The organism is Trichocoleus sp. ST-U2, assembly GCF_039961875.1.
Taxonomy (GTDB): domain Bacteria; phylum Cyanobacteriota; class Cyanobacteriia; order Cyanobacteriales; family FACHB-T130; genus FACHB-T130.
In genome coordinates this window covers 46,416-71,632 of the sequence record NZ_JAMPJY010000012.1, presented here as the reverse complement: position 1 = coordinate 71,632, position 25,217 = coordinate 46,416, and the positions used below count along the sequence as shown (strand labels likewise).

The 25,217-nt window shown below is 47.0% G+C and carries 16 protein-coding genes; 4 read left to right on the top strand and 12 right to left on the bottom strand.

All coding sequences use genetic code 11. From position 1 onward, the window contains the following. Positions 1-37: 37 nt before the first annotated feature. Both NC996_RS10665 and smc read right to left on the bottom strand, forming a co-directional pair. Complete coding sequence (locus NC996_RS10665) at positions 38-1,027, bottom strand: PRC-barrel domain-containing protein (protein ID WP_190434388.1); 990 nt, start codon at positions 1,025-1,027, stop codon at positions 38-40. A 52-nt stretch (positions 1,028-1,079) separates the two neighbouring features. After that, on the bottom strand, positions 1,080-4,793 hold the full coding sequence (gene smc, locus NC996_RS10660) for a chromosome segregation protein SMC (RefSeq protein ID WP_190685042.1): 3,714 nt from the start codon (positions 4,791-4,793) through the stop codon (positions 1,080-1,082). Between the two features lie 223 nt (positions 4,794-5,016). On the opposite strand from smc, the gene NC996_RS10655 reads away from it, so the two are divergent. Further along, positions 5,017-7,116: an NACHT domain-containing protein gene (locus NC996_RS10655; RefSeq protein ID WP_190685040.1), complete on the top strand. Its 2,100-nt coding sequence runs from the start codon at positions 5,017-5,019 to the stop codon at positions 7,114-7,116. Between the two features lie 261 nt (positions 7,117-7,377). Beyond that, the gene (locus NC996_RS10650) at positions 7,378-10,119 is read left to right on the top strand and encodes a protein kinase (RefSeq protein ID WP_190685037.1); all 2,742 of its coding nucleotides are present in this window, start codon (positions 7,378-7,380) and stop codon (positions 10,117-10,119) included. Between the two features lie 108 nt (positions 10,120-10,227). Here NC996_RS10650 and NC996_RS10645 read toward each other — a convergent pair whose 3' ends face one another. From NC996_RS10645 to pheS, 4 genes are all read right to left on the bottom strand, one after another. Next, positions 10,228-11,682: an adenylate/guanylate cyclase domain-containing protein gene (locus NC996_RS10645; RefSeq protein WP_190685034.1), complete on the bottom strand. Its 1,455-nt coding sequence runs from the start codon at positions 11,680-11,682 to the stop codon at positions 10,228-10,230. 146 nt (positions 11,683-11,828) lie between these two features. Further along, positions 11,829-12,311, bottom strand: a complete 483-nt coding sequence (locus NC996_RS10640; RefSeq protein WP_190415806.1) for a hypothetical protein — start codon at positions 12,309-12,311, stop codon at positions 11,829-11,831. A gap of 67 nt (positions 12,312-12,378) precedes the next feature. Beyond that, complete coding sequence (locus tag NC996_RS10635) at positions 12,379-13,428, bottom strand: molybdopterin-dependent oxidoreductase (RefSeq protein ID WP_190685031.1); 1,050 nt, start codon at positions 13,426-13,428, stop codon at positions 12,379-12,381. Between the two features lie 378 nt (positions 13,429-13,806). After that, positions 13,807-14,802: a phenylalanine--tRNA ligase subunit alpha gene (gene pheS / locus NC996_RS10630; protein WP_190415893.1), complete on the bottom strand. Its 996-nt coding sequence runs from the start codon at positions 14,800-14,802 to the stop codon at positions 13,807-13,809. A 152-nt stretch (positions 14,803-14,954) separates the two neighbouring features. Between pheS and surE the strand changes: the two genes are divergently transcribed. Further along, positions 14,955-15,755 (top strand): 5'/3'-nucleotidase SurE, encoded by an 801-nt coding sequence (surE, locus tag NC996_RS10625; protein ID WP_190415809.1) that lies wholly within the window; start codon positions 14,955-14,957, stop codon positions 15,753-15,755. Between the two features lie 163 nt (positions 15,756-15,918). Here the strand turns inward: surE and NC996_RS10620 are convergent, their stop codons facing one another. The 6 genes from NC996_RS10620 to cofG all read right to left on the bottom strand — a co-directional run bounded on the left by NC996_RS10620 (position 15,919) and on the right by cofG (position 22,101). Further along, positions 15,919-16,824, bottom strand: coding sequence for a cistern family PEP-CTERM protein (locus tag NC996_RS10620; RefSeq protein WP_190535812.1), 906 nt, complete (start codon positions 16,822-16,824; stop codon positions 15,919-15,921). Between the two features lie 254 nt (positions 16,825-17,078). Continuing rightward, positions 17,079-18,767 carry a GTPase HflX gene (hflX, locus tag NC996_RS10615; protein WP_190430163.1) on the bottom strand — a complete coding sequence of 563 codons (1,689 nt, stop codon included), beginning with the start codon at positions 18,765-18,767 and terminating at the stop codon, positions 17,079-17,081. A gap of 125 nt (positions 18,768-18,892) precedes the next feature. Next, entirely contained in the window at positions 18,893-19,315 is a 423-nt protein-coding gene (locus tag NC996_RS10610) for a tetratricopeptide repeat protein (RefSeq protein WP_190434405.1), read from the bottom strand. Between the two features lie 98 nt (positions 19,316-19,413). Further along, positions 19,414-19,755, bottom strand: a complete 342-nt coding sequence (locus tag NC996_RS10605; RefSeq protein ID WP_190434407.1) for a type II toxin-antitoxin system PemK/MazF family toxin — start codon at positions 19,753-19,755, stop codon at positions 19,414-19,416. Then, positions 19,748-21,061 (bottom strand): tetratricopeptide repeat protein, encoded by a 1,314-nt coding sequence (locus NC996_RS10600; protein ID WP_190434408.1) that lies wholly within the window; start codon positions 21,059-21,061, stop codon positions 19,748-19,750. Before NC996_RS10600 ends, NC996_RS10605 begins: the two co-directional genes overlap by 8 nt. A 62-nt stretch (positions 21,062-21,123) precedes the next feature. Further along, entirely contained in the window at positions 21,124-22,101 is a 978-nt protein-coding gene (gene cofG, locus NC996_RS10595) for a 7,8-didemethyl-8-hydroxy-5-deazariboflavin synthase subunit CofG (RefSeq protein ID WP_190685028.1), read from the bottom strand. A 160-nt stretch (positions 22,102-22,261) separates the two neighbouring features. On the opposite strand from cofG, the gene NC996_RS10590 reads away from it, so the two are divergent. After that, complete coding sequence (locus NC996_RS10590) at positions 22,262-25,207, top strand: glycerol-3-phosphate acyltransferase (protein WP_190685163.1); 2,946 nt, start codon at positions 22,262-22,264, stop codon at positions 25,205-25,207. Positions 25,208-25,217 lie beyond the last annotated feature (10 nt).

Genomic DNA, 25,217 nt, shown 5'->3' with positions numbered 1-25,217 from the left:
TCAACGTTCACGGGGAGGGACAGGGACGGAGTTCACCTTAATAGGTGCCGTCTTCGTACTCCGGCGCTTTAGTTTTTTCAGGAATGTTTAGGCGGGGTGCTTTGTAAGGCTCTGGTTCCTCAGCATCTTCCCAAACATCTTTCTCCTCGTATGCGTCTTCTTCGTAGTCCTCTTCGTCATCGTATGGCTCAGATTCCACGTAGGGTCGATCTTCATAGCGAACGCCCCGCGTTTCGGTTGTCGCCTCGCTCCAGTTATCCTCTTCGTCGTCTTCTTCGTAATAAATGGATTCGGCTTGGCGCTTCCGAACTGGCTCTGGTTCTGGTTCGTCCCACTCGTCCTCATCCCAGCGGTTGTCAACAACCGGGGTAGAAGTGCGGAGTGGCGTGACGGTCGGAGTGCGAATGGGGATGCCAGTTCCCAGCTGCTTGTCCGATGCAACCGTCGGCTGAAAGTAAGCTTCCTCGTCTTCCCGTTCCCAAGGTGCTCTGCCAATGCCCAGACGCTCTAAAACGCCCACCGTTAGCTGAACGAGACGCTCTTCGGAGCCTTCAAATACAATTAATCGATTCGGGCCACTGCTGACAATTTCCTCTATCGGCAGCTCATAGGTGCTAATCACCTGGTCGGGAATTTGCGGCAGCCCCAAAGATGCCACGATCAAGGAGTAAACTTTGCCACTGTCAGGATCGAACTTGAAACTCCGGACTCTCCCTAGAAGTTCGCCCGTTTCCGTAATCACTTCGCTGTTGATCAGGGTGCTGTAGGCATCAACGTCGATATCTTCAATAACGTCGTCATCTTCAACCAAGATCACATCGCCCATCTGACGGATGCTATCAAGGAGCATATACCGGGGCATTCCCGCAATCGAGAGCAGATTGTCTCGCAAACCGAGCGCCACAACCTTGCGCTGATCGATGTCTACCAATAGCTCCTTGACAACACCCACGCGCTTACCAGTGTCGCGGGTGATGACTTGGGTATTTAAAATGTCGGAGCGTTGACGGATTTGTTCAGATGTCATTGGAGGCCGAATCCCGATCTCGAATCCTATTAGTTACTAATACTAATTCAAATCATACAGACTCTTTTTGAGACTGCAATTTTAGTCCCAAAACTTGGGTGTAAGCTCCTCGCGCCTGAGTGACGCCGATCGTGCGTTCAGATGACTCAATCATAGGGCGTCGGAGACTCACAACAATAAACTGCGCCTGCATCGCTTGTTGTTTAATCATTCTAGCTAATCGCTCTACGTTTGCCCCATCCAAAAACATATCGACTTCATCAAAAGCATAGAATGGCGAGGGACGGTAGCGTTGCAGGGCAAAGATGAAACTCAGGGCGGTGAGGGATTTTTCGCCGCCGGACATGGAAGCAAGCCGCTGTACGGGTTTGCCTTTGGGGTGTGCAACGAGGTTTAAACCTCCAACGAAAGGATCTTCAGAATCGTCGAGTTGTAAGTAGCCATCGCCATCGGAAAGTTCGGCAAATATTGACTGAAAGTTTTGATTGACTGCGTCGAAGGCTTCTTGGAAGGCGCGGCGTCGGAGAGTGGTGAAATTTTCAATTCGCAATAACAATTCGGTGCGTTCTGCTTCTAATGTTGCTAATTTCTGAGTGAGTTCTTCTAATCGGGTGGTGGTACGTTCGTATTCTTCTAACGCCAGCATATTGACGGGTTCCATTGCTTGCAGGCGTTTGGCGATCGCGCGCATTTCTTTTTGCAATTGTTCGAGTTGAGCGATTAAGGAGTCAAAGGCGATCGCTTCCGTCTCAGTAGAACCCGGATTGACAAGCATGGGCACTTCTGGCAGCGGATCGGGTAATTCTGCTTGTTGTGCTTCTAGCTGCGGTTGCACGGTGGCTAAGGCTTCCCGATGCTGTTGTTGGGTTTCTTGGAGTTTTTGCAGTTGCCATTCCAGCTGCTGTTGGGAAAGATGACGCGATCGCAATTCTTGTTCGGCGCGATCGCGTTGTTGTTTAATTTCCCCTAATTTCTCCTCTTGCTGTTTTAATCCGGCTTGGGTTTGGGCAATTTGAGTGCTGAGTGCTAAGTGTTGAGTGTTGAGTGCTGTTAACTGATTTTGTTGCTCTATTTGTTGGCTGCGATATTCTTGCAAGCGCTGCTGACATTCTTGGATTTTTTCTTGCGATCGCTGGTGCTGATTTTCTAAATCTTTTAATCTTTGTTCCGCAGCCCGCAGCGCTTTTTCCCGTTCTTGTAGTTGTTGTTCGCCGGTTTTAATCGTCGCCTGAATTTGTTGCCACTCGCTAGAAGTTTGGGATTGTTCTAATTCTGCTAAAGCTTGCCGCAATTGTTGCAGTTGCGCTTCCTGCGCCGGTAATTCGGCATCGAGAGAGGCTAAGCGAGACTCAGCGGTGTGGAATTCTTGGGTATTTTTAGAAAGAAGCGATCGCGCTTGTTCTGTTTGTGCAATTAAGTTCTTAATTTCCTTTTGCAACTGTTGGCATTGCAGTTCTTGTTCCCGCCGCTTCGCCTTCGCCTCCGTCAATTCTTGACTCAGATGCTTGGTTTTTGCAGTCAAAGAACTGATAATTTCACCACAGCGATCTAAAATTCGCTCAATCTCTTGCAAGCGATTTCTCAACGCCGCTGCTTCCGCTGATTCTGCCGCGTCAGCCGTCCCAAAATGCAGCCCAGAACGTTGATTGCTACTGCCACCCGTCATCGCCCCGCTGCTTTCTAACAGTTCTCCATCTAGGGTGACAATCCGGTGCTGCCCCAAGTGACGACGTGCATCACTGAGCGTTTCAAAGACAACGGTGCTGCCGAAGACGTAGGCGAAGATATCCCGATACCGCGCCTCACAATCAATCAAATTCACCGCATAGTCAATAAATCCATTCGCATAACTCAGGGCGACGGTTTGAGAAAATCGTGGCGGCTGAATTTTATTTAGGGGTAAGAAGGTGATCCGCCCTGCCCGTTTTTGTTTCAGCAGTTCGATTCCCGCCGCTGCCACGCCGTCATCTTCTACCACCAGATTTCCCAGACGCGCACCGGCGGCGGTTTCCAGTGCCAGCTGATAGCGGGGTTCAACGCGCCCTAGCTGGGCAACTAAGCCGCAGACACCGGGTAATCCTGATTGCAAAATCACTTTGGTGGCGAAGGTGCCTTGCGCTTCTTGCTCGGCTTGGGCTTGCGCTTCGAGTTTATCGAGTTGGCGCTGTTTGTCCCGTTGCTCTTGTAGCAGTCGCTTCTGAGTTTCTTGCTGGATTTGTAACTCGTGTTCGGCGGCTGCCAGAGATTTCGCTAAGGATTGGATTTCTTGGGCATAATCATTGAGTTGTATTTCAAAATCAGCTAATCGAGACTGTTTTGTGGTACATTCTGGCTCAATTGTTTTTAAAAGCTGGTTTTGCTCCTCGATTTGCCGCCCCAAGTTGGCATAACGCTCTCTCAGTTGCGCTTGCTCGGTTCGTTGCGGTTCGACCGTTTGCAGTAAAGTTTCGATTTGGCGATTTAGGGCGGTTTGTTGCTGCACCCAAGCTTCCGAGGCGGCAGCGATCGCGCTGGCTTCTTCCCGTCTTTGCTCTAAAACTTGCTGCGCTTCATCCCGTGCGGCACGTAGAGACGCGATATCGTTGGTTTCGATAACTTGTTGTTCTTGAGCGAACTGTTGCAGCTTTTGCTGGTGTTGTTGGAGACTTCGCTCCTCGTGTTCTATATTCGCTGTAGTATTCCCAATCGCTGTTTCTAACTCGCGCTGCTGGCGTTGTGTCGCACGCCGTTCCGCTTCCTGAGTCGCGAGAACCGATTGCAAAGCCAGAAGTTCTTCTTCCCCCAGCGCTTTCACTTGCGCGTTGAGTTGGTCGAGTTCTGCGGTTGCTTGCTGGATTTGAGCATTGAGGGCAGTTAGTTGGGTAGTTAACTCAACACAAGTGCGATCGCCTGCTGCGATTTGCTCTTTGAGGCGTTGCTCTTGTTGTTGAAGACTGCGCCATTTTAGAACGACTTCCCACTGTTCTTTCTGCTGAAGTTCGGCGCGAAGTTTTTGGTATTTTTCAGCTTTGATGCGATCTTGAGATAAGCGATCGCGTTGGGCAACCAGTTCCGCCTCGACGATGCGACAGCTATCTTCCCGCTCTTTAACGGAATCTAGCGTGTTCTTCGCCTGCACAATTTTCCGGTCAAAGGTCGCCACTCCAGCCAATTCGTCAATTATTTCCCGCCGTTCTCGCGGGTTCATAGAAATAATTCCGGTGACATCCCCTTGCAGCACCACGTTGTAGCCTTCTGGATAAATCCGCAGGCGGTTCATTTGTTCGTGGAGTTCGGTGAGGTTGCAGGATGCACCGTTGATGTAGTAATTCGACGTGTACGTGCCTTGCTGAGTGACTCGCAGTTTCCGCGTCACACTCCAGTCTGAGTTATCATTTCTCCCCCCCTTTTTAAGGGGGGGCAGGGGGGGATCGTCGCCCACTTTTTCCAGGGTGGGATCGTCAGGATTTTCTCCTTGCCCATTGTGCGTCTCCTCTTCCTCATCTGCGAAAGCATCCGGTAGATCGGACAAATCAAACGTCACCGTCACGCTAGTTTCCACCGTGCCGCGATGGGTTTGGTTGTGATTCACCAAATCTGGCAAGCGTTCCGCCCGCATTCCCTTAGAACTGGCGAGTCCGAGGCAAAACAGCAGCGCATCGAGAATATTCGACTTCCCCGAACCATTAGGGCCAGAAACCACGGTAAACCCCGGCAGCAACGGAATTGAGGTGGTGCCACCGAAGGATTTGAAGTTACTGAGTTCCACTCGCTTGACATAGACCATAGGTGCTGGTCAATTAGGCTGTTCGGGTAGGTACAAGTGTATCAGCGTAATGATTCTCAACAGGTTAGCACGGGGAATCAGGTCGATGAAAGATGATCGCATTGCAGAGGCACAGAGGAGGAGAGGGATAGAATAGCGACGAATTTATTTGTGTGAGTATAGTGCGATTATGCCCAGATTGAGGTTGCGATCGCTTGGCATCTAATCCTGGTTATCTCTAAATATGACAACTCCTGACTTGCTTCGGCTACTGCTTTTATTGCTGCTAGGATTACTAGCCGTGATTGGAGGACTTCTGCCTAGCACATTTGATAAACAGAATTCCTTACGTGGCAAGTGCTTCATCTTTGGATTAGGAGTGTTGTGCGGCGTGTTAGCCCTCATTGGCGGCGGGTTCATTACTACGGCACAGGCAGAGCAAAACGCCGATTGGATTCAGAAGGTTTGCTGGACTTTGGGCTTTGGCTACGTTTTTGCGGTGCCAACGACGCTGTATTTGCTCAGAAGTAGGCAAGGCAATAACGCTGAAACTTCTAGCAGCACGCCAGAAGCAATTTTATTGAAATGGCGGCAAGATTTACTAGCGATTATGCTAACTGATGTGAAAGTGCGGATGGAAGACTCTCTGCATGATGATCAGTTGATTCCGCTACTGATGGAAGACCAACGGGAAGAGGTAGGACGACCTCCAGAAGTACCCGTGAATGTTAAACCGTCGCCTGATTGGTGGGAGAAGCTACGAAAATTTACACGAGTAACCGCTAAATCCGAACCGGGCAAAAAGATTATAGGTGTCTTTGAGCAAGATGATATTGCTGGCAGATTACTAATTTTAGGTGCGCCCGGATCTGGCAAAACCACGATGCTGCTGGAACTAGCGCAAGACTTGATTTTATCTGCCCAACAGCAGCTAGAAAAGCCAATCCCGGTAATATTTGAACTTTCTAGCTGGAAAGATGATCGGCAACCTATTACTGACTGGCTGGTAGCTGCCTTGAAGTTCCGCAATAATATCCCAGAGGCAATTTCTCGTGAGTGGTTAGAAACAGGTAAATTATTGCCCCTATTGGATGGTTTGGATGAATTGAAAACTCGTCAGGAAAAATGTATTGACAGAATTAATGAATTTCTGCAAACAACTTCTCGGCTTTCTCAGATTATCGTCTGCTGTCGTGAGGAAGAGTACAAAACAGGTGAGGAAATTTTGACGCTGCGGGGAGCAATTTGTCTAAAACCGCTGGAAGATAATCAGATCAAAGGCTATCTGCAACGGTTAAATTGCGGACATCTCTGGCATGTTATGCAGAATGACCCAGATGGTTTGCTGAAGTTGGCAAAGATGCCGCTGTTTTTACATCTCATTCCGGTAGCTTATCCAAATGGTTTGGAAAGCAAAGCCAAACACTTCGATTCTTCGGCTGAACTTGAAGCATACCAGGAGAAATGCCGGAAAGACTTGTTTGATGCTTATATCAAAAGCCGCTTAGAACTGTCTCACAACTGTCAAGGATATAAACCAGAGGGCAGCAAACGCTGGTTGATTTGGCTAGCTAAAACTTTAAAAGAGCAGAAGCAGACAGAGTTTATTATTGAGAAAATTCAGCCAAGTTTTTTAGGCACTACTCAAGAAAAATTACTTTATAAGCTGAATATTGGGCTGATTGGTGGGCTAATTTTTGGTTTGATTGGTGGGCTGAATATTGGGCTGATTGGTGGGCTGAATAGTGGGTTATTTGCTAATGAGATCAAGCTTGGTGACGACTTAAGCTTTACTTGGAAAAAAGCTCGAAGAGGGCTGATTAGTGGGCTAAATATTGGGCTGTTGATTGGGCTAATTATTGGGTTGGCTATTGGGCTGACTAGTGGGCTGATTATTGGGCTAATTATTGGGTTGGCTATTGGGCTGACTAGTGGGCTAATTATTGGGTTGGCTATTGGGCTGATTGGTGAAGACATTAAGAATCGAAATAAACCCAATCAAGGAATTAAAGATTCAGCCAAAAACACTATAATTATTACTGGAATTATCTTGCCTGCGGGGATGCTAATTCACGCAGTGTTGGTAGCTAGAGGGCAGTCTGTTGAGCCTATCAGTACTGTTATTCCTGGACTTGGTTTCGCATTAATATTTAGCATCATCTTTGCTGGTTTACCTGTCATTCAACACTTCGCCTTGCGCCTAATCTTGTGGAAGAGTGGGGCGATTCCTTGGAACTATGCGCGTTTCCTCAGCTATGCAAATGAGCGTAGGTTGATTAAACAAGTCGGCGGACGCTATCGCTTCATTCACGACTTGCTAAGAGAACACTTTGCCAAAATGTAACTGTATATAGCAATTTTATTTGAGTGGTGAGATGCCAGCGGTTCAGATACCCGACTTCTTGAAGAAGTCGGGTATCTTGCCTTCACGAATTATTGAGGATTACTATATAGCTCAGAGTAACAGTAGTTGCAAGAAGTGAGAGCGCAGCTTCGCCTCAAACTGCGTCCTATACATCTTCATATCCTCTTCAACTGAGCGCGATCGCTCCCAGCTATGATGCTTGTATAGAATCACCAGCAACCAGTAACAGCGTAAACTGAGATGACACCGACGCTCTTAAATAACCGCTATCGCATCATTCGGGCGTTGGGAACAGGTGGGTTTGGCGAAACCTTTTTGGCGGAAGACACCTATATGCCTTCCCGTCGTATTTGTGTCATCAAGCAACTGAAACCTGTAGCCAATAACCCCCAAGTTTATCAACTCGTTCAAGAGCGATTTCAGCGAGAAGCAGCTATCTTAGAGCAACTGGGTGAAGGGAACGAACAAATTCCTCGGTTGCACGCTTATTTTGAAGAAAAAGAGCAGTTTTACTTAGTTCAGGAATGGATTGAAGGTTTTACCCTGAGTCAAAAATTGCAACAGCAGGGACTTCTCAGCGAAAAATTAGTCAAGGAAATGCTAGCAAGTCTCTTGCCAGTTTTGGATTATATCCACACCAAAGGGATTATCCACCGAGATATCAAACCGAGCAATATTATTCTGCGACAACAGGATGACAAGCCTGTTTTAATCGATTTTGGCATCGCCAAGGAAATCATTGATAGGACGGTAGACGCCCAAGGCGATATCAGTCAATCAATTGCTGTCGGGACGCTGGGTTATATGCCCCCAGAACAAGCAGCGGGTAAACCTGTCTACGCAAGCGATATTTATAGTCTAGGATTGACTGCGATTTATCTGCTGACAGGTAAACGTCCTCAAGACTTCCATATCAATCCTCAGACGGGCGAGATGATGTGGGATGCAGACGCCCTAGGATTCAGCCCGAATTTAGTAGAGGTTTTGGATAAGGCAGTGCGATGCCATTCGAGCGATCGCTATCCAGATGCCAAAACCATGCTATCAGCTTTGCAACCTCACGACCAAGCCTTGCCGCACGCCCAAAAGCTTTCTATATCTGATGTAAATACGATTAACTTTGCAGAGATACCAACCTCACCCCTTCCATCTGTTAGACAAGAGAAATCAGAACCTAGAATTCCCCACAGCCGTCAGGAGTATCGCCATCGCCAGATATTGATCAATAAGGTCAAAAATTACTGGATAAAAGGCGTTCTTGAAACTTCCTTACATGGCAAAGCGCTAATAGAACTCGGCTTAGAAAAACGCTTGGATGCAATCGATCGACCTTGGGGGATTGTCTGGGAAACTGCCGACCAACCCAGACAAACTTTATCTAAAAATACTAGAGTCATCGACCTTTTTAATCAGATGGGAGAAGGGCGAACTTTGCTAATTTTAGGCGAACCGGGTGCGGGAAAAACCACAACGCTTCTAGAACTTGCCCGCGATCTCATTGATTTTGCCGAAAAAGATGTCAATCAGCCAATTTCAGTAGTATTTAATCTTTCTGCCTGGACGAATGCCAAAGAAAAAATTGCTGACTGGCTTATTCGGGAACTCAATACTAAATATCAAGTTTCTAAAGAAATTGGTAAGAATTGGATTAAGGAGCAACAACTACTACTGTTACTAGATGGCTTAGATGAAGTCAGTGCGGAACGGCGGGAGCATTGTGTTGAAGCAATTAATCAATTTAGTCAGGAATACGGGCAAACTGAAATTGTTGTTTGTAGCCGCATCAAAGATTATGAATTGTTATCGAACCGTCTCCGATTTCAAGGCGCAGTTTTTATCCAACCGCTCACTTTAGAACAAATTTATCAATATCTAAAAAGTACGGGAACAGAACTAGCAGCACTCAACACCGCACTGCAAGCAGATACGACACTGCAAGAATTAGCCAAATCCCCGCTAATACTCAGTATTATGACCCTCGCTTACCAAGGAATGTCAATTACTGACTTACCCGGTCTAAATTTAGAAGAACGCCGCCAACATTTATTTGATAAATATATTCAAAGAATGTTTGAGCGCAGAAGTGGGAATACTCAGTATTCAAAAGAACAAGCAATACATTGGCTAAGTTGGCTGGCACAAAGGTTAGTTGAAAAGTCACAAACGGTATTTTTAATTGAACGGATTCAGCCTAGTTGGCTGCCAACAAACGGGCAAAGAAGAATATATGCTGTTACGCTGGGTTTGCTGATTGGACTGAGTGCAGCATTGGGGGCTGGTATAATTTCTGGGCACGCGGCGGGACTGCAAGTTGGACTAATTGTTGGACTCATTAGTGGGCTATGTGGTTTTCTAGGTGCAGGATTGATTTTTGGGGTGATTAGTAATCAAATCAACCCAGTTGAAACGCTGAAGTGGTCAAGTGCAAAAGCAAAAGATAACCTGAAATCCGGGCTAGTTGTTGGGTTGATTGCTGGGCTAATTTTGGGGCTAAGTAGTGGGCTAGTTTCTGGATTAGTGGTTAATCTCCAGTCAGGGTTGACTGATAGTTTGATTTCCGGGCTACGAGGCGGTCTGGGTGCGTGGATAATTTTTATATTGATGCGTGGGTTGATGGGGCCAGGAATCGAAACCAGTACAGTTCCGAATCAAGGGATTTGGCAGTCAGCAAGAAATGCAACATTCTTTGCAATTGTAGGAATTCTGGGGTTAGAAATCATTGCTGGATTGATGGGGATTCCCCTATTTTGGGGACTAATTATTGGGTTATTTTTCGGAATGTTTGCAGCAGGTGAAGCTTGCGTGAAACACTTTGCTTTACGAGTTATTCTTTACTCCAACGGTTACATACCTTGGAACTATGCGCGTTTTCTAGACTGGGCGACTGAGCGCATCTTGTTACAGAAAGTTGGCGGTGGTTATATTTTTGTTCACCGATTGTTGTTAGAGCATTTTGCTCATAAATCTAACACTCTTAAATAACTTGTACAACCGAGATACCGGACTTCTTTAAGAAGTCCGGTATCTGAACTGCTGGCGTTGTTTTTCGTTGTTAAAAGCTTAATTATAAAAGGATTAATTTTAAATCATTTATATCTTGACTTCGTAAATAGCGATCGCTTCGTCTTTTCCCTTCACCTTAACTGACTTATCTACTAATTCCAAGGAGAACGATTCGGGATGGTACAAACTATTTACCACTGACTCTGTTACCAAAATATTACAGTTATATTGCTTCGTTAAACCCTCAAGGCGAGAAGCTAGATTCACTGAATCGCCAACTACTGTAGAGTCAATACGGGAAGTAAATCCCACGGTACCCATCACCACCTCACCGCGATGGATACCAATACCGACAGCGATCGCTGGTAAACCTTTTTGCATCCGCGCCTCATTGAACAGGGAAAGCGTCTGTTGCATCAAAATTGCCGCACGCACCGCGGAATCAGTTCCTTCGTCATCGAACAATGCCATGATTGCATCGCCAATATATTTGTCAATAAAGCCACCACTCTCTTCAATCGGCAATCCCATACATTCCAAAAAATCATTCAAAAACGAAAATGTTTGCTGTGGCGTCATTTGTTCCGCCATTGAGCTGTAACCTCGGATATCGCAAAACAAAATCGTCATCGTTCGCGTTGCCGATACACCCACTTGAATGTTTTCAATTCCCTCTGGTGCAATAACTGCAAGAAATTTGTCCGGTACGAAATGTTCAAACGATTTCAAAGTTTTCTGTAACTTACTAAACGATGTCTGCAATGCGACTGACATCTCGTTAAAAGACTTTGCTAAAGCACCAATTTCATCAGACAAGTTAATTTCCGCACGATGATGCAAATCCCCAGCAGCAATTCTGGCAGCACTCACCTGCAAACGCTGCACTGGATCGCTCAACCGCTTTGCCAAAATATACGCATACACTAAACCAACGAAAAGTCCCACCGTACCCACCAGCAACGCCTGATTTACCGCATAGACAACAGCGCGGTTAATTTGTCGTAGCGACATCCCAATCCGCAACGTGCCGATTTTTTCACCAGATACCATTTGGACATCCGAACTTACCTCTATAATTCGTTCGCCACGCTTCGCGCGTATGCTCTCCAAAAACTTGATATCCCGCAAAGCAAATGTTTCTACAGCAGAAGACTTTTGCGATAAATCTAGGGCGGCATTCGTCACTTTTACTGGCACAATATCTGGAATGTACTGGTTTTGGAAATCGCTAGGAGACGACGCGAGGATCTGATTTTTTTTCCGAACATCAGAGACGAGAATGTATAGGAAATCCTGATTTTCTTTCATCAGCAAATCCAGATCCACGCGGATTTGACTCCAGTTATCTTCAGAAAGTTCGTTCGCTAAGGCATAAGCTGATAGCTTGACTAAGGACTTTGCTTGACTCTTCTGCTGCTGGCGGTAGAGGTTACTCTCGGTCTCTGCCCAAACCCAAACGATTGAGCCAACTAGCGTGACTATCAACAGCGTTGTCGCAGTCATAATCTGGGTGCGGATTGAGTGGAAAGCAAACACTTTCATGGTGCTTCAGCGCTCGTGATTCTCATTTTTATTACATCCCACTAGCGTCATCTAGCATCCGGTTTAAGTTTTAAAATTGGTAGGTCAGTTTGAGACACTGATATTCTTGGTGTCTGATGACTGTTAATAAGTTATTCTTTCTAGACTCAAGTAGGTTCGCTCTCTAAGTTAGTCTTCTTTTTGGGTTTATTCAACTCTTTGCACTTAGCTTGAGCCTCGTTATATGCCTCCGAATAGTTTTTCCCGCCCATCATCACATTGCCGTAATACTCATGCGGTAAAGCATCATAAACAGGTAGTGCGTCATCTTCTGGATAATCTTCCTGAGCTTCTTCTACCGCTGCAATCAGTTTTTTTATGGTTAAACGTTGTGCCGGAAAGTAGTAGAGTTCTTGAGGATTTTTATTGAAATGTGGCAGAGTTGGATCGACAATACAATTATCCAGCTCCAGCCAACCATGCTCAATTGGTTTGTATGGCTGATCATCCCAAACTAAAAACCCTTGAACATACATACACCCTTCAGTTAACAAGGCTGCTTTATAGGCATTGTCAAAAGGAGTTTTCGCTTTGCTTTTAATGCGTTTAGACAGTTCTGTTGAAAGAGTTTCATCTAATGGTTTGCTCATATAAAATCCTTAAAAACAGTTGATATCTTCTGGAAATTTGGTTGTGATAGTTGTGTATTAATTTCTATCAAAAATTGGACGAAATTTCAACCACGAATGTCACCCATCTCTGTTTGCTCAAAGAGAAAGATTTCTCTTCCCTATCTTGACACTTAGAACCAAAAGCGAGTGTCAATGGGCCACCCATTTTTGCGGGGATAGATTCTTGGTTATCGCCCCATCTAGTTGCCAGCAAAATGTCGCAGTCGCGCAGGTCGGCGGCTGCCAAGCGGACTGGATTAGAGGGGTCACGGGAAATGGGTGCCTTCCCTTGAACCACAATTTCGCCATTAACGGGCAACTGAACACCCGCGAAGGCTAAAACATCGCGCACGCGCACTCCGTGAAGTTTGACTTTGCCAGTAGGCCAGCCCATTCTATACCCAACATTGTCCGAAATTGTGACTTGGGGCAGTTTGTCAAGAGTCGCTAAATCTAGTTCGCGCTTTCCTACACGTAATCTTACGGGTTCAGTACCAATTATCATGTGGCTAACGTAAAATGCCCAAGATAATTCGTTATACTTCTGTTTCAATTCTGGGTATTGTGTATACGGCAATATTAAATAAATCGGACCGCCTTGAGCGCGAGGAATTGGTTTGCCATTTCTGGCGATCGCTAATGTAATCGGGTAGGCAACCAAATCCTTGACGGCAATTGTCACTTGGTAGCCATCAAAGCAGACAAAGGTAACATCCCTGACATCGGAGGCGATCGCTAATTGTTTTAACAGGGTAGAGACACGAATGCCGTGAAAGTCAAAAATCTCTTTTGGGTTGAGTACAAAATTCGGATCTGTGGTTTTTACACGCTCGGTTGCCAATGCTTGTAGCTGTTGCCAATTCAATTGCACAGGTTCTCTCTGAGCAATTTGCCCCCCGATCTCTAGATTCCATTCAGTTTCCTGTGACTCTTGGGTATTGGCTTTTACCTTCTGGGCATTGAGAGCGATCGCTTCCGTTCGCCATGTTTCCAGTTGCTTGTCTGTTGGCTGATCTGTACAAGCTCCACAAAAGATACTCGCGATCGCTAGCGGCACTAAAGCCAAATTTTTCCCTAGGTTTGGATTCAACCGCATTTAAAAGAATACTTCTTTCGATACTTGGCTGATTAGCGATCACTCTTACAGGTGCAGCGACTTAATTCTTTTTAACACAGTTAGATCCCTTCATCCGGGAAAATATTAGGTCGGGAAAATATCTAAAACTTATCCGGGGGTTCTCACTCTTAGTGAAATATATACACTCGGAATCTCACTTCCAGACCCTCGACCTCCACGGAGCGGGGAGAACATTGATGGGAGGGAGTATTGTACCTTGGGGTGCGGTATGACCGGAAACATCACCTCCAACCCCTGCCTGCTCTTTAGGGAGGCGAGGAAATAGCACCCCATATCACCCAAGGAAATAGCCCCCTCTCCGCCTGCGGAGAAGGGTTGGGGGTGAGGTTCCCCTACTTAAAACTGCCGTAAAAAGCGCAAATCACTGCTGTACATCCGGCGCACATCATCAATTTGATGCAGTACCATCGCAAAGCGCTCAGCACCAAAGCCAGCAGCAAAGCCAGTATAAACTTCTGGGTCGTAACCTACTTTCTTGAGGACATTGGGATCGACCATCCCGCAGCCCATCACTTCTAGCCAACGCCCTTGCCACTGCACATCCACTTCCGCAGAAGGCTCAGTGAAGGGGAAATAACTCGTCCGGAAGCGAATTGGCAACTCTGCGCCGAACATCTCCTCCAAAAACACTTTAATCGTGCCCTTGAGGTCAGTGAAAGTCAGTCCTTCATCTACTGCCAAAATTTCGATCTGATGGAAGACTGCCGAATGGGTCGCATCGACGGTATCCCGACGGTAACAGCGTCCAGGTGCAACAATCCGAATCGGCGGCTCATTTTCTTCCATGTAGCGAATCTGCACCGAAGAAGTATGAGTCCGCAGCAGATTACCATCCGGCAGGTAAAAAGTATCCTGCATATCGCGGGCGGGGTGGTCGGCGGGAGTGTTCAGCGCCTCGAAGTTGTAGTAGTCTGTCTCCATTTCCGGGCCGTTGGCGACCGTGTAGCCGAGTCCGACGAAGATATCTACAACCCGGTCGATCGTGCTGTTGAGGGGGTGCTTACGACCGAGGGGACGGTAAACTCCTGGCATCGTGACATCCAGAGTTTCTGATTCTAGCTTTGCCTGGATTTGTGCTTCCTGTAAGTTTGTCCGCTTGCGATCCAAGTCTTGTTGTAGCGCTTCTTTGACTTCATTTGCTAAAGCACCAATGCGGGGGCGATCGCTTGCGTCTAATTTGCCTAAACCCCCTAGTACCTTCGAGAGCTGCCCTTTCTTGCCCAGATAGCCAACTCTGAGTTCCTCTAGGCGTTCCAGGGTATCGGCGGCAGCGATCGCTTGAGTTGCTTCCTGTTTGAGCGCGGCTAATTGAGCCTCAAGCTCGTTGAGCATCGTGGTCATTTTAGAGAGGGTCATTTTTAGTGGCAGTAAGCTTGAGTTTAGCGCGATTTTGACTCATCCATCTGCCACAAGCTGCTACAGACTGCGATGCAAATTCATCCACAATAGAGTGAACTCCTCGATAGCACCCCTTGATTGAATTGATGAAATTGCTAATCAGCAACGATGATGGCATCTTCGCTCTGGGCATTCGCACCCTCGCCAATGCTCTCGCAGAAGCCGGTCACGATGTCACCGTAGTTTGTCCCGACCGAGAACGGTCAGCCACTGGTCACGGTCTTACCCTCCACGACCCCATTCGCGCCGAAGTCGTTGACTCGATTTTTCATCCCACAGTTAAAGCTTGGTCTTGTTCGGGAACCCCCTCCGACTGCGTGAAACTGGCGCTAGGTGCTTTGCTCGATGCCCCTCCGGATTTTGTCCTTTCTGGCATTAACCACGGTTCTAATCTCGGCACCGATATTCTCTACTCCGGCACAGTTTCGGCGGCGATGGAAGGCGTGATTGAAGGAATTCCCAGCATTGCTTTTAGCCTGACCAGTTACACTTTAAGAGAATTTCAACCCGCTGCCCGGTTTGCCACAATTCTGCTTTCTCAGTTATCGAAGCAGCCGCTACCAGAGGCAATGTTGCTCAACGTCAATGTGCCGCCTGTGAAGTGGGAAGAGATTGCTGGTGTTGCTCTGACTCGCCAAGGAATTCGTCGCTATTTTGATATCTTTCAAAAGCGAGTAGATCCTCGTGGCAAAACTTATTATTGGTTAGCAGGTGAGGCTTTGGAGGAGGTAGAACAACCAGAAAATCCCCTGTTACCCAGTCATATAGAAACGGATGTTCAGGCGATTCGCAAAAATTACATCACCGTGACACCTTTGCAATACAACCTGACCTATGCCGCGGGGATTAATAGCTTGCAGGAGTGGGGATTAAATTTCCATTTATAGCCATTCTCTATTGAATAGAGTACGGTTTAACCCTATCCCTGCCCTCCCGTAAACACCACTAGGTTCAATATTCTCCCCTCTCCGTGAACGGAGAGGGGTTGGGGTGAGGTTCCGAGTGTATATATGAAGATTAAGGAATCCTCAATCTTCAACAAAAACCGAATTATGGCTGCACTACATTTTTCCGCTTTAACGCTCTAGCAGCGCCAGCAGCAACCAATCCTAAAGCTACTGCTGTACCAGGCTCAGGCACAGGCTTTGGTGGCTTAGGCTTGGGCTTGCCAGCTAGCTCGTAACTTCCATTCTGAGTTTGAAACTTGATGGGAAAAGAATCTAAAGTAGCAGCGTAATTTACGCCGAAATTTCCGGTAATGTTGACCTTAATCGTATCAGACTTACCGCCTGATTGCAGACCATCTTTAACATCGCCACCATTGCAACCATTTGCTGCGTAGATGCAAACATCAATGTCTTTAAAGCCCCCAGGAAACTGCTGATTACTAGAATTATCAGGCGGCTTACCAGACTTACCAGATTTATTGGCCTTAACAGTTTGAACCTCAGCCTTTTGAACCTCAGCATTGTCAAAAATGCTTCCTGGTTTAATCAATGACACAGAAGTTGCATCAGGAGTTACGCTAAACCCAGTACTGAGTATCGCTGCCTGGAAATTAGCAGAGGTTGTATTAGTGATTTTGACTTCCAAAGATAGCAAATTTTGAGTAAAATCAAGCACCTTAAAGATACCTGTGGCGCTTAAATCTACCGGAGTGCTTTTACCATCCGTGTTTTTAGTACCGCTGGCGAGGAACCAGTCAACTAAAAAGGAATTACCAATGTCATCTTTAGTAATACCCACATCGTATAGCTGTTGACCGGCTGGATTTCCCGCTGTACTATCGGCTCCCGTCTTTGTAGTGATTGTGAAGGCGCTAGCAGGGGAGAAGGTAGAAGATGCGGTGGCAATTCCTGCGGCAACTACAACCGAAGCGAAAATCGAAACAGAACGGCTACCAACAGCAGATAAAACAGGTAATCCGATATTTAGTTTTGAGAGGATTTTTGCCATTATATTGACTTCCTGTATTTTTGCCTGATTTATCTAACTAGCCGTAGACATTTTTATGGTGTGTAAATATATGTGTAAGTGATTTCGGTAGATAGTGTCTAGAGTACGGTAGTGGTTTTTACTGACTCTTTAAGAATATAGGGGCTTGCTTTATCAAAACTTCAAAAAGAAAATATGTAATTCTCCGCTAGAAAACAGAGCTAACGGAGAATTACGTAAGTTTTCACTTTTCGGAGAAGTTATTTTTAAGTGATTTACTCCTGTGCAACTGCATACTGAACCAGTTGACTCATGCGCTGACGCAAGGTTTCTAAGCCAAGGCGCTGACTCGCTGAAATAAACACCGCTTGCGGAAATTCTTCCTGTGCCAGAACCAACGTATCGCCATCAACTTCGTCGATTTTATTAAACACAACCAGCACTGGGCCGGGTGTTATAGGCATTTCCGACAAGATAGTCATCACAGAACGAATCTGACTTTGCCACGCCGGATGAGATAAATCCACGACATGAAGCAGCGCGTCAGCTTCCGTCACTTCTTCTAAAGTGGCGCGAAAGGCATCTACCAAAGAAGGCGGCAACTCGTGAATAAATCCCACCGTATCTGTCAGCACAATCTGCTGAGGTTCAGCCGTCACAGCGTCAGGAATCGTTAAGCGTCGCGTGGTGGGGTCGAGAGTCGCAAATAGTTGGTCAGCCGTGTAAACTTCGGCATTCGTCAGTACATTCAATAGGGTTGACTTCCCAGCATTCGTATACCCAACTAAAGCCAGAGAAGGAACTTCCTGATGTTGCCGCGAAAGTCGCAGCCGCGAACGGTGTGCTTGCAGCTGGTTCACTTCCTGTTGCAGTCGGGCAATGCGGCGCGCGATCGCACGGCGTTCGGTTTCCAATTTTGTTTCCCCTGGCCCTCTAGTGCCGATACCGCCGCCTAGTCGGGACATCGCTTGACCTCGACCTGTCAGGCGGGGCAGCATATATTCCAGCTGCGCCAGCTCTACTTGCAACTTACCAGCACCGGATTGGGCGCGTTGGGCAAAGATATCCAAAATCACCTCAGTGCGGTCTACCACTCGAATGCCTGTTTGGACTTCCAAGTTGCGAACCTGAGCGGGTGAAAGGTCGCGGTCAAAGACGATTAGGTTCACTCCGAGAGTCTGGGCGGTGAGGGCAATTTCCTGTACTTTTCCTTCACCCACGACTGTCTGAGGATGGGGACGGGGGCGCTTCTGCTGCATTGTCTCCAATACTTGTCCGCCAGCCGTATCCACTAACCGCGCTAATTCTTGCAACCCATCTTGGAATTGCTGGGGTGTCCTGTCACCCGTCATCAACCCAACCAGCAGCACCCGGTCGTGGTCGATGTCTACTTGCCGAGCAACAAATTCCCGTTGGAACTCGGCTTCTAGTCCATCGACCAGTTCCAGAAAATCCTGGTTCGCCAGCACATCTAGGCTCATCGGCGGCGACAGACTCCAGGGAGTTTCGGGGTGAGGAACTAGGTGAGCAATATAAGTTTCTTTAATATAACCTGTGGCTCCGCCGCCACGACGCTCAAAACCTGTCCCAGTAAGGGATATCACCACTAGCGCATCCAGACGTTGCATTGCCATTGCAGTTAAGGCAGCTTCATTGGGTGCTTCTGGTTTCAACTGGGTGGCGATGCAGCGAATGCCGCTAAGTCGTTCTGCACCGTAGCGAGGCAATTCTAGAGGGGGAATCTGCGTTTGCCTGGGGGTTCCCACTCCTACCCGAATCACCTGTCCCCGGCGATTGATGTAGGCGCACATTGGCTGATTAATTTCCGTGCTGATTGCTGCCAGCCTCTGGGCAAATTCTGGCGTAGTCAGACAATCGCCCGGTAGCCGCTGATGATACAGTCGCTGTAGCTGCTTCAGATGGCTGGACTTAAGACCTTGAAGATTGCCGTAGATAGTCTCGATAGGGGTTTTATGCCAGTAAACTGGCTCCTGAATTCGATAACTCTATTTTACCGACTTCATCCCTGATGAAAAGGAGCGGGCAAAGGGACTCTGGAAAGCGGCAATTACGAATGAACAATGACCCATTACCGATGACCCATTACCCATTTCTGAATGAGTTTTCGCCATCGTGGTGTTTTTGGGTTTCCCAAAGCTTTGTCGTAACTAGCGTAAGTTTCTTTATACCGTCCCAACCCATGCAATGCTGCACCTCGGAACGTCCAAGCTTCTTTATCTTCTGGTGCAATTTCTAGCGCCTTGTCGCAGCTAGAGAGAGCTTCTTCATAGCGGTTTAAGTGAATTAGCACAACGCCTCGAAATACCCAAGCAGCGTGGTCTGATGGTGCAAGTTCTACAGTTCGCTCGAAGCAGACCAGTGCTTCTTGATAGCGACCTAAGTTCGCTAGCGCTTCGCCTCGGTTGTACCAGATTTTGTGGTCGCTGGAGTCAACTCCCAGTGCTTGATCGATACTAGCGATCGCTTGCTCGTAGCGCCCTAATCTACGCATAGGTATTTTTACTCTAGAAACTTAGCTTCTGAATGAGTGAATCTATTGTACAAAAATGCGGTTAGTCGTCGAGGGGATGAATGGGAGCGATCGCTAGATCATTCTCTTAGCAACTTGCACAACTTCTCAGCAATTTGAGCCTGTATCTCTAATGACAATATACCTATCTCACGCTGAATCACTGATTTGCGAACAGTCATCAGATGAGCCAACCTAATAGTTGAGGCTTTACGCAACCCACTAGCGGCAAAGTCTGGATGACTTGTATCCAAGAGAATATCAGTTTCTAGCAAATCAGTTGGAATCTGACTGGTGATGAAAGCCAGGATAATGTGATAATATAGCCCGACAGGGTTAGTGAGGCAGACAGCAGGACGCACTTTGGTAGCCGATAAATCATCAAAAGGAAAAGGCACCAAAACTACTTTACCCTTAGTCATTGAATGGCTTGCCATCGGCTAATGTATAAATATCTTCTTCGGCATCTTTTAGGAAATCAAACGCTGGATTAATTGTTGCGGCTCTAAGCCATTCACGCTCGTCTATCTCTCCTTCTTCCCAATCACTTTCTTCCTGAATCAAAGTTTGAAACCGAGCATCTTCTCGAATGCTGCCAAAATCTGAATCACTTTTTGACATTTCCCGGTATTTGTCAGGACTCAGATTAAGGGCTTGTTGCAAGTTTTCGACTGCCTGCTCAACATTTCCCTGTAAAGCATAACAACAAGCCTTGTTATAATAAGCGTCGGCATAGTCAGGTTTGAATTCTAGAGCTTTATCAAAGTTAGCGATCGCTTCGTCTAAGCGTCGCAATTTTAACAGTATAATACCTCGGTATTGCCAAGCCAGGTAAAGGTTGGATTGAATATTCAAGGCTTGGTCATAGCTGGCAAGTGCTTCGTCTAAGTGTTCTAATTGCAGTAATGCATTGCCCCGGTTGTACCAGACTTCTTGAGCGTTAGATTTGATTTGTATAGCTTTGTCGTAACTAACAATTACCTCTTCATATCGACCTAAGCAATATAAAACACTACCCAAGTTATACCAAGCCTCAAACCTATCAGGCTGGATTTCTAGAGCTTTGTTGAAGCTGGCAATTGCTTCTTCATAGTTGTCTATTTTACTCAACGCCACACCTAGGCTATACCAAATCCAGTCATTGTCAGGTTGAATCTCTAGGGCTTTGTTGAAGCTGGCAATTGCTTCCTCATAGCTACCTAGGTTAGTCAAAGTAACGCCCAGGTTATACCAGCTCCAGTAATCCTTAGGGTTGAACTGGATGGCTTTGTTGAAACTGACAAAAGCATCTTCCAAACGTCCTAAGTCAAATAGGGCAATACCTCTGTGATACCAGGCTTCGCTAAAGTCTGGCTGAATTTCCAGAGCTTTGTCCCAACTGACAATCGCTTCGTCAATCCGTCCTAACTCACTTAGCGCAATTCCCCGGTTAAACCAGGCTTCATAGAAGTCTGGTTTAATTGCCAGAGCTTTGTCCCAACTGACAATTGCTTCATCAATGCGTCCTAACTTTACCAGCACAACACCCCGGTTGTACCAGGCGTCGTAGGCATCACGTTTAATTTCTAGAGATTTGTGGTAACTAGCAATCGCTTCTTCAAAACGCTCTTGTTTAAACAGCGCATTGCCCTGGTTATACTGAGTTTCGTCTTTGTCGGGCTTGATGTCTAGAAGTTTTTCAAGTTTAGTGACCACTTCTAAAGGGCGTTCTAAGAGGTTTGTTCTCATTTGGGTATATTTTCTATTCAATTTTTTATAAATTGGTCATATGAGAGTTGATGCACTCGCTCCTAGTTTACCCTCTCTTCTAATAACGTAGCACTCCGCCATTGATTGACGGCACTTTGCAACCTATCTGATAACCAATCATCATACTGAGGATAAACTGGCAAACGCGGCACTAATTCCCAACCCGCAGGTTCTAAAATTTCTTTTAATTGCTGATACTGAGGATGAGGATAATCAGGATTCACTTCATCTTTTGGGCCAATTCCGCCTAAATCTCTGGCACCAGCTTCTACACAGGCGAGTAACCAACTGGAATCTGTAACTAAATTGGGGGGGATTTGGATAGTAATATCTGGGGGGAGAATTTGACGGGCTTTGGCGATGACTTCGGGTAATTGATGGGGGTCAAACGGTGGGGCGTCGAAGGTTTGTTGAGTGCCGGGACTGTGGGGTTGGAGAATGACTTCTTGAATGTGATTATAGCGTTGGTGGAGAAGCGCGATCGCTTCCAGTGTTTCCCACCAATCTTGCTCGGTTTCTCCAATTCCTAAGAGCAATCCGGTTGTAAAGGGAATCCGCAATTCTCCTGCCCACTCTAACTGTTGCAAACGTAATTCTGGTACTTTACTCGGAGCGTGTTTATGAACAGTTTGTAAGAGCTGCGGTGTTAGCTGTTCTAACATTAGCCCCATCGAAACATTAACATCCTTCAGCTTTTGCATTTCCTCAAAACTCAATGGCCCTGCATTGGTATGGGGGAGAAATCCCATTGATAGCGCTAGTTCGCAAAGGTCATAAATCCGCTGGAACCATGCCTGACGGCGCGAGGAATGGGGATGCACTTCACCGCTAAGGATGAGGATTTCACAGACGTTTTGAGAGGCAAGCGATCGCAAGATTCTCTCAGCCTCTGATAGGGTGAGCCAAGGACTTTTACCAGGATCGGTGCGAAAGTTGCAGTAACTACAGCGATTAAAACACTCGTAGGTGGGCACAACTGTGTAAGCGGGGCTGTAAGTGACAATTCGGGAAGATGACATAAATTTAGATTTTTAACGCAAAGGTACGCAAAGGTAAGCGCAAAGGTACGCAAAGGAGAGACGCGATAAATGGGCATTTCGACAACTTTGTGAACTTCTATTGCTCTTTGCGTTGAGAAACATTACTACAATTCATGTGTTGGTACTGCTACTCCCAGCCATGACTCTGACTCAAGTTTGGGGCGCTCTCCTCATTTTTATTGTCTGTCCTCTCTTGGGCGGATTGCCTCTTATTGCTTGGATTGTTCGCGCCCTGACTGGGCGGCGACTGGCAAGACTCGGCACGGGCAATGTCTCCGTCTCTGCTGCTTTTTACCACGGGGGACGCCTTGCAGGTATTTTGGCGGTGCTGTCGGAAGCTTCTAAGGGGATTGCTGCCGTTTTATTAGCGCGGAGTTTCTTTCCGACGAACCCCGAATGGGAGTTAATCGCGCTGATTGCGCTGGTGCTGGGACGTTATTGGATGGGGCGGGGTGCTGGCACAACGAATGTTGTGTGGGGGATTGCGGTTCATGCTCCGCTGGTGGCAGTCTTAGTATTTGTAATTGGGGGAGTTAGTTTTACACTGGTGCGGGAGAGGAAACAGGGGCGCATTTTGGTTTTAATTTTGTTGCCCGTGTTTATGGCGCTATTGCCCCATCACTCAACAGCGCAAGTTGTCGCCGCGATCGCTCTCAGTGGGATCATCGCCTGGATTTATCAGAAAATCCCCGATGATTTAGACCTTCCATCCGAACAAGCTCAAACTGGGAATAAAGCTGTGTTTCGTTTTTTCCGAGGTGATAAAGCGATTGTTTCTCTCGATCAAGCGCTAGAAGTCAGCAAGGTCGGACAAAAAGCCGCAACGCTATCTCAGCTCAAACGCTGGGGTTATCCGGTGCCGATGGGCTGGGTGCTGACGCCTGGAGACGATCCAGGGGTGATGATTGAGTTTCTCCAAGTTTCCGAACAACAACCCCTCGCGGTGCGTTCTTCTGCGGTTGGGGAAGATTCGGAACAGTCTTCGGCGGCAGGACAATACGCAACGATTTTGAATGTTACAAGTGCAGAAGCGTTGGAGGAGGCGATTACTCGCGTTCTTGCTTCTTACGATAACCCGGCGGCAAAAACTTATCGGCGCGATCGCAACCTGCCAGAAGCTTCGATGTCAGTGTTGATTCAAACACAAGTCCGAGGCGTCTTTTCGGGTGTTGCTTTTAGCCGAGATCCGATTGCCCAACAAGGTAATGCAGTCGTGATTGAGGCATTGCCGGGAGACGCGGTGCGGATTGTATCTGGGCAAGTGACACCAGAGCAATATCGGGTGTTTGTGGACGATCTCCAGGCGCAGGATGTCGCATCTTTACCCGTGGAAGGCAGCGGCGATGTCCCTCCGGCGTTGATTCAGCAAGTCGCTTACTTAGCGCGGCAGTTGGAAAGTCAGTATCACGGCATTCCCCAAGATGTTGAATGGAGCTACGATGGGCAAACCCTGTGGTTGTTGCAATCGCGGACAATCACTACTCTGCAACCTATCTGGACGCGCAAGATTGCCGCTGAGGTGATTCCGGGGTTAATTCGTCCGCTGACGTGGTCGATTAATCGTCCTCTGACTTGCGGTGTTTGGGGAGAGATTTTTACTTTAGTTTTAGGCAAAGAAGCCGCTGGGTTAGATTTTAATGAAACGGCGACGCTACACGCTTCTCGCGCCTACTTTAATGCAACCTTGTTGGGACAAATTTTCCGTCGTATGGGTTTACCGCCGGAAAGTTTGGAGTTTTTAACTAGAGGTGCTAAGTTCTCAAAACCCCCTCTAGCTTCTACGCTGCAAAATGTGCCGGGGTTACTGCGATTATTGGGGCGTGAATTAAGTTTAGAAAAGGATTTTGCGCGGGATGATCGGCGTTTATTTACCCCAATTTTGGAACGGCGATCTGCTTATTTAGATGCGGGACTGGATGCTTCCACTCAAAAGTCAGACGCGATCGCCCTTGTCTCTACAAGTCAACCTGCGGCGCTGCTGGAACGGATAGATACTTTGCTAGAAGTGCTGAAACGGGCGACGTACTACAGTATTCTCGCTCCCTTGAGTTTTGCGTTGCGACAAGCGCTGTTGAAAGCCAAGGATTCACAATTAGATAACAGCCAAACTCCGGAAGTGGCTTCCTTGCGATCGCTCGAAGATATCGCACTGGATGCTCGTAATTTACTTCCTCATTCGCCATCATCACCTGAAAATTCATCCTCTTTCTTCACCCTGCTGGCTGAAATGCCAGATGGGCAAAGTATTCTAGAACAGTTCGAGCGATGGCTTGACCGTTATGGATACTTGAGCGATGTAGCAACAGATATTGCGGTTCCCACTTGGAAGGAAGATCCTCATGCGGTTCGAGAATTGCTGACGCAGTTTTTTGGGGAAATAGAACACTCCAAGCGCAGAGAACACAAAGAAAATCGGGGATGGAAAGTTGAGTTGGTGCAGCGACGGCTCAATTTGAAGGGTAAGGTTACAGATATCTATAGTCGCTTATTGGCGGAAGTGCGTTGGAATTTTGTAGCCTTAGAAAACATCTGGTTGCAGTCAGGTTTGCTATCTCAATCAGGAGATATTTTCTTCTTAGAATTTCATGAAATTAGGCAAATCATTCAACAATCTGACCAACAATTAATCGACCGAGTACCGCAGTTGGTGAAACAAAGGCGATCTCAACTGGAACAAGATAGTCAGATGGCGAGTGCGTCGCCTTTAGTCTACGGTAATGCGCCACCTTCTACATATTTCAACACCGCCAACCGGCAAATCAGTCAAAAGCAATTGCAAGGCATTGGTGCCAGTCCAGGGCAAGTAGAAGGGAAAGTCAAAGTTCTCCGCAGTTTACAAGCAATTCCAGATATTGACCGCGACACGATTTTAGTCGTGCCTTACACGGATTCTGGTTGGGCGGCGCTGCTGTCTCGCGTGGGTGGGTTAATTGCAGAAGTGGGAGGGCGTCTTTCTCACGGTGCGATTGTTGCCCGCGAGTATGGCATCCCAGCGGTGATGGACATCCACAATGCCACTCAGTTATTACAAGATGGTCAGCGAGTACGAATTGATGGTCAGCAGGGAACGGTGGAAATTTTGTAGATTATAAAAA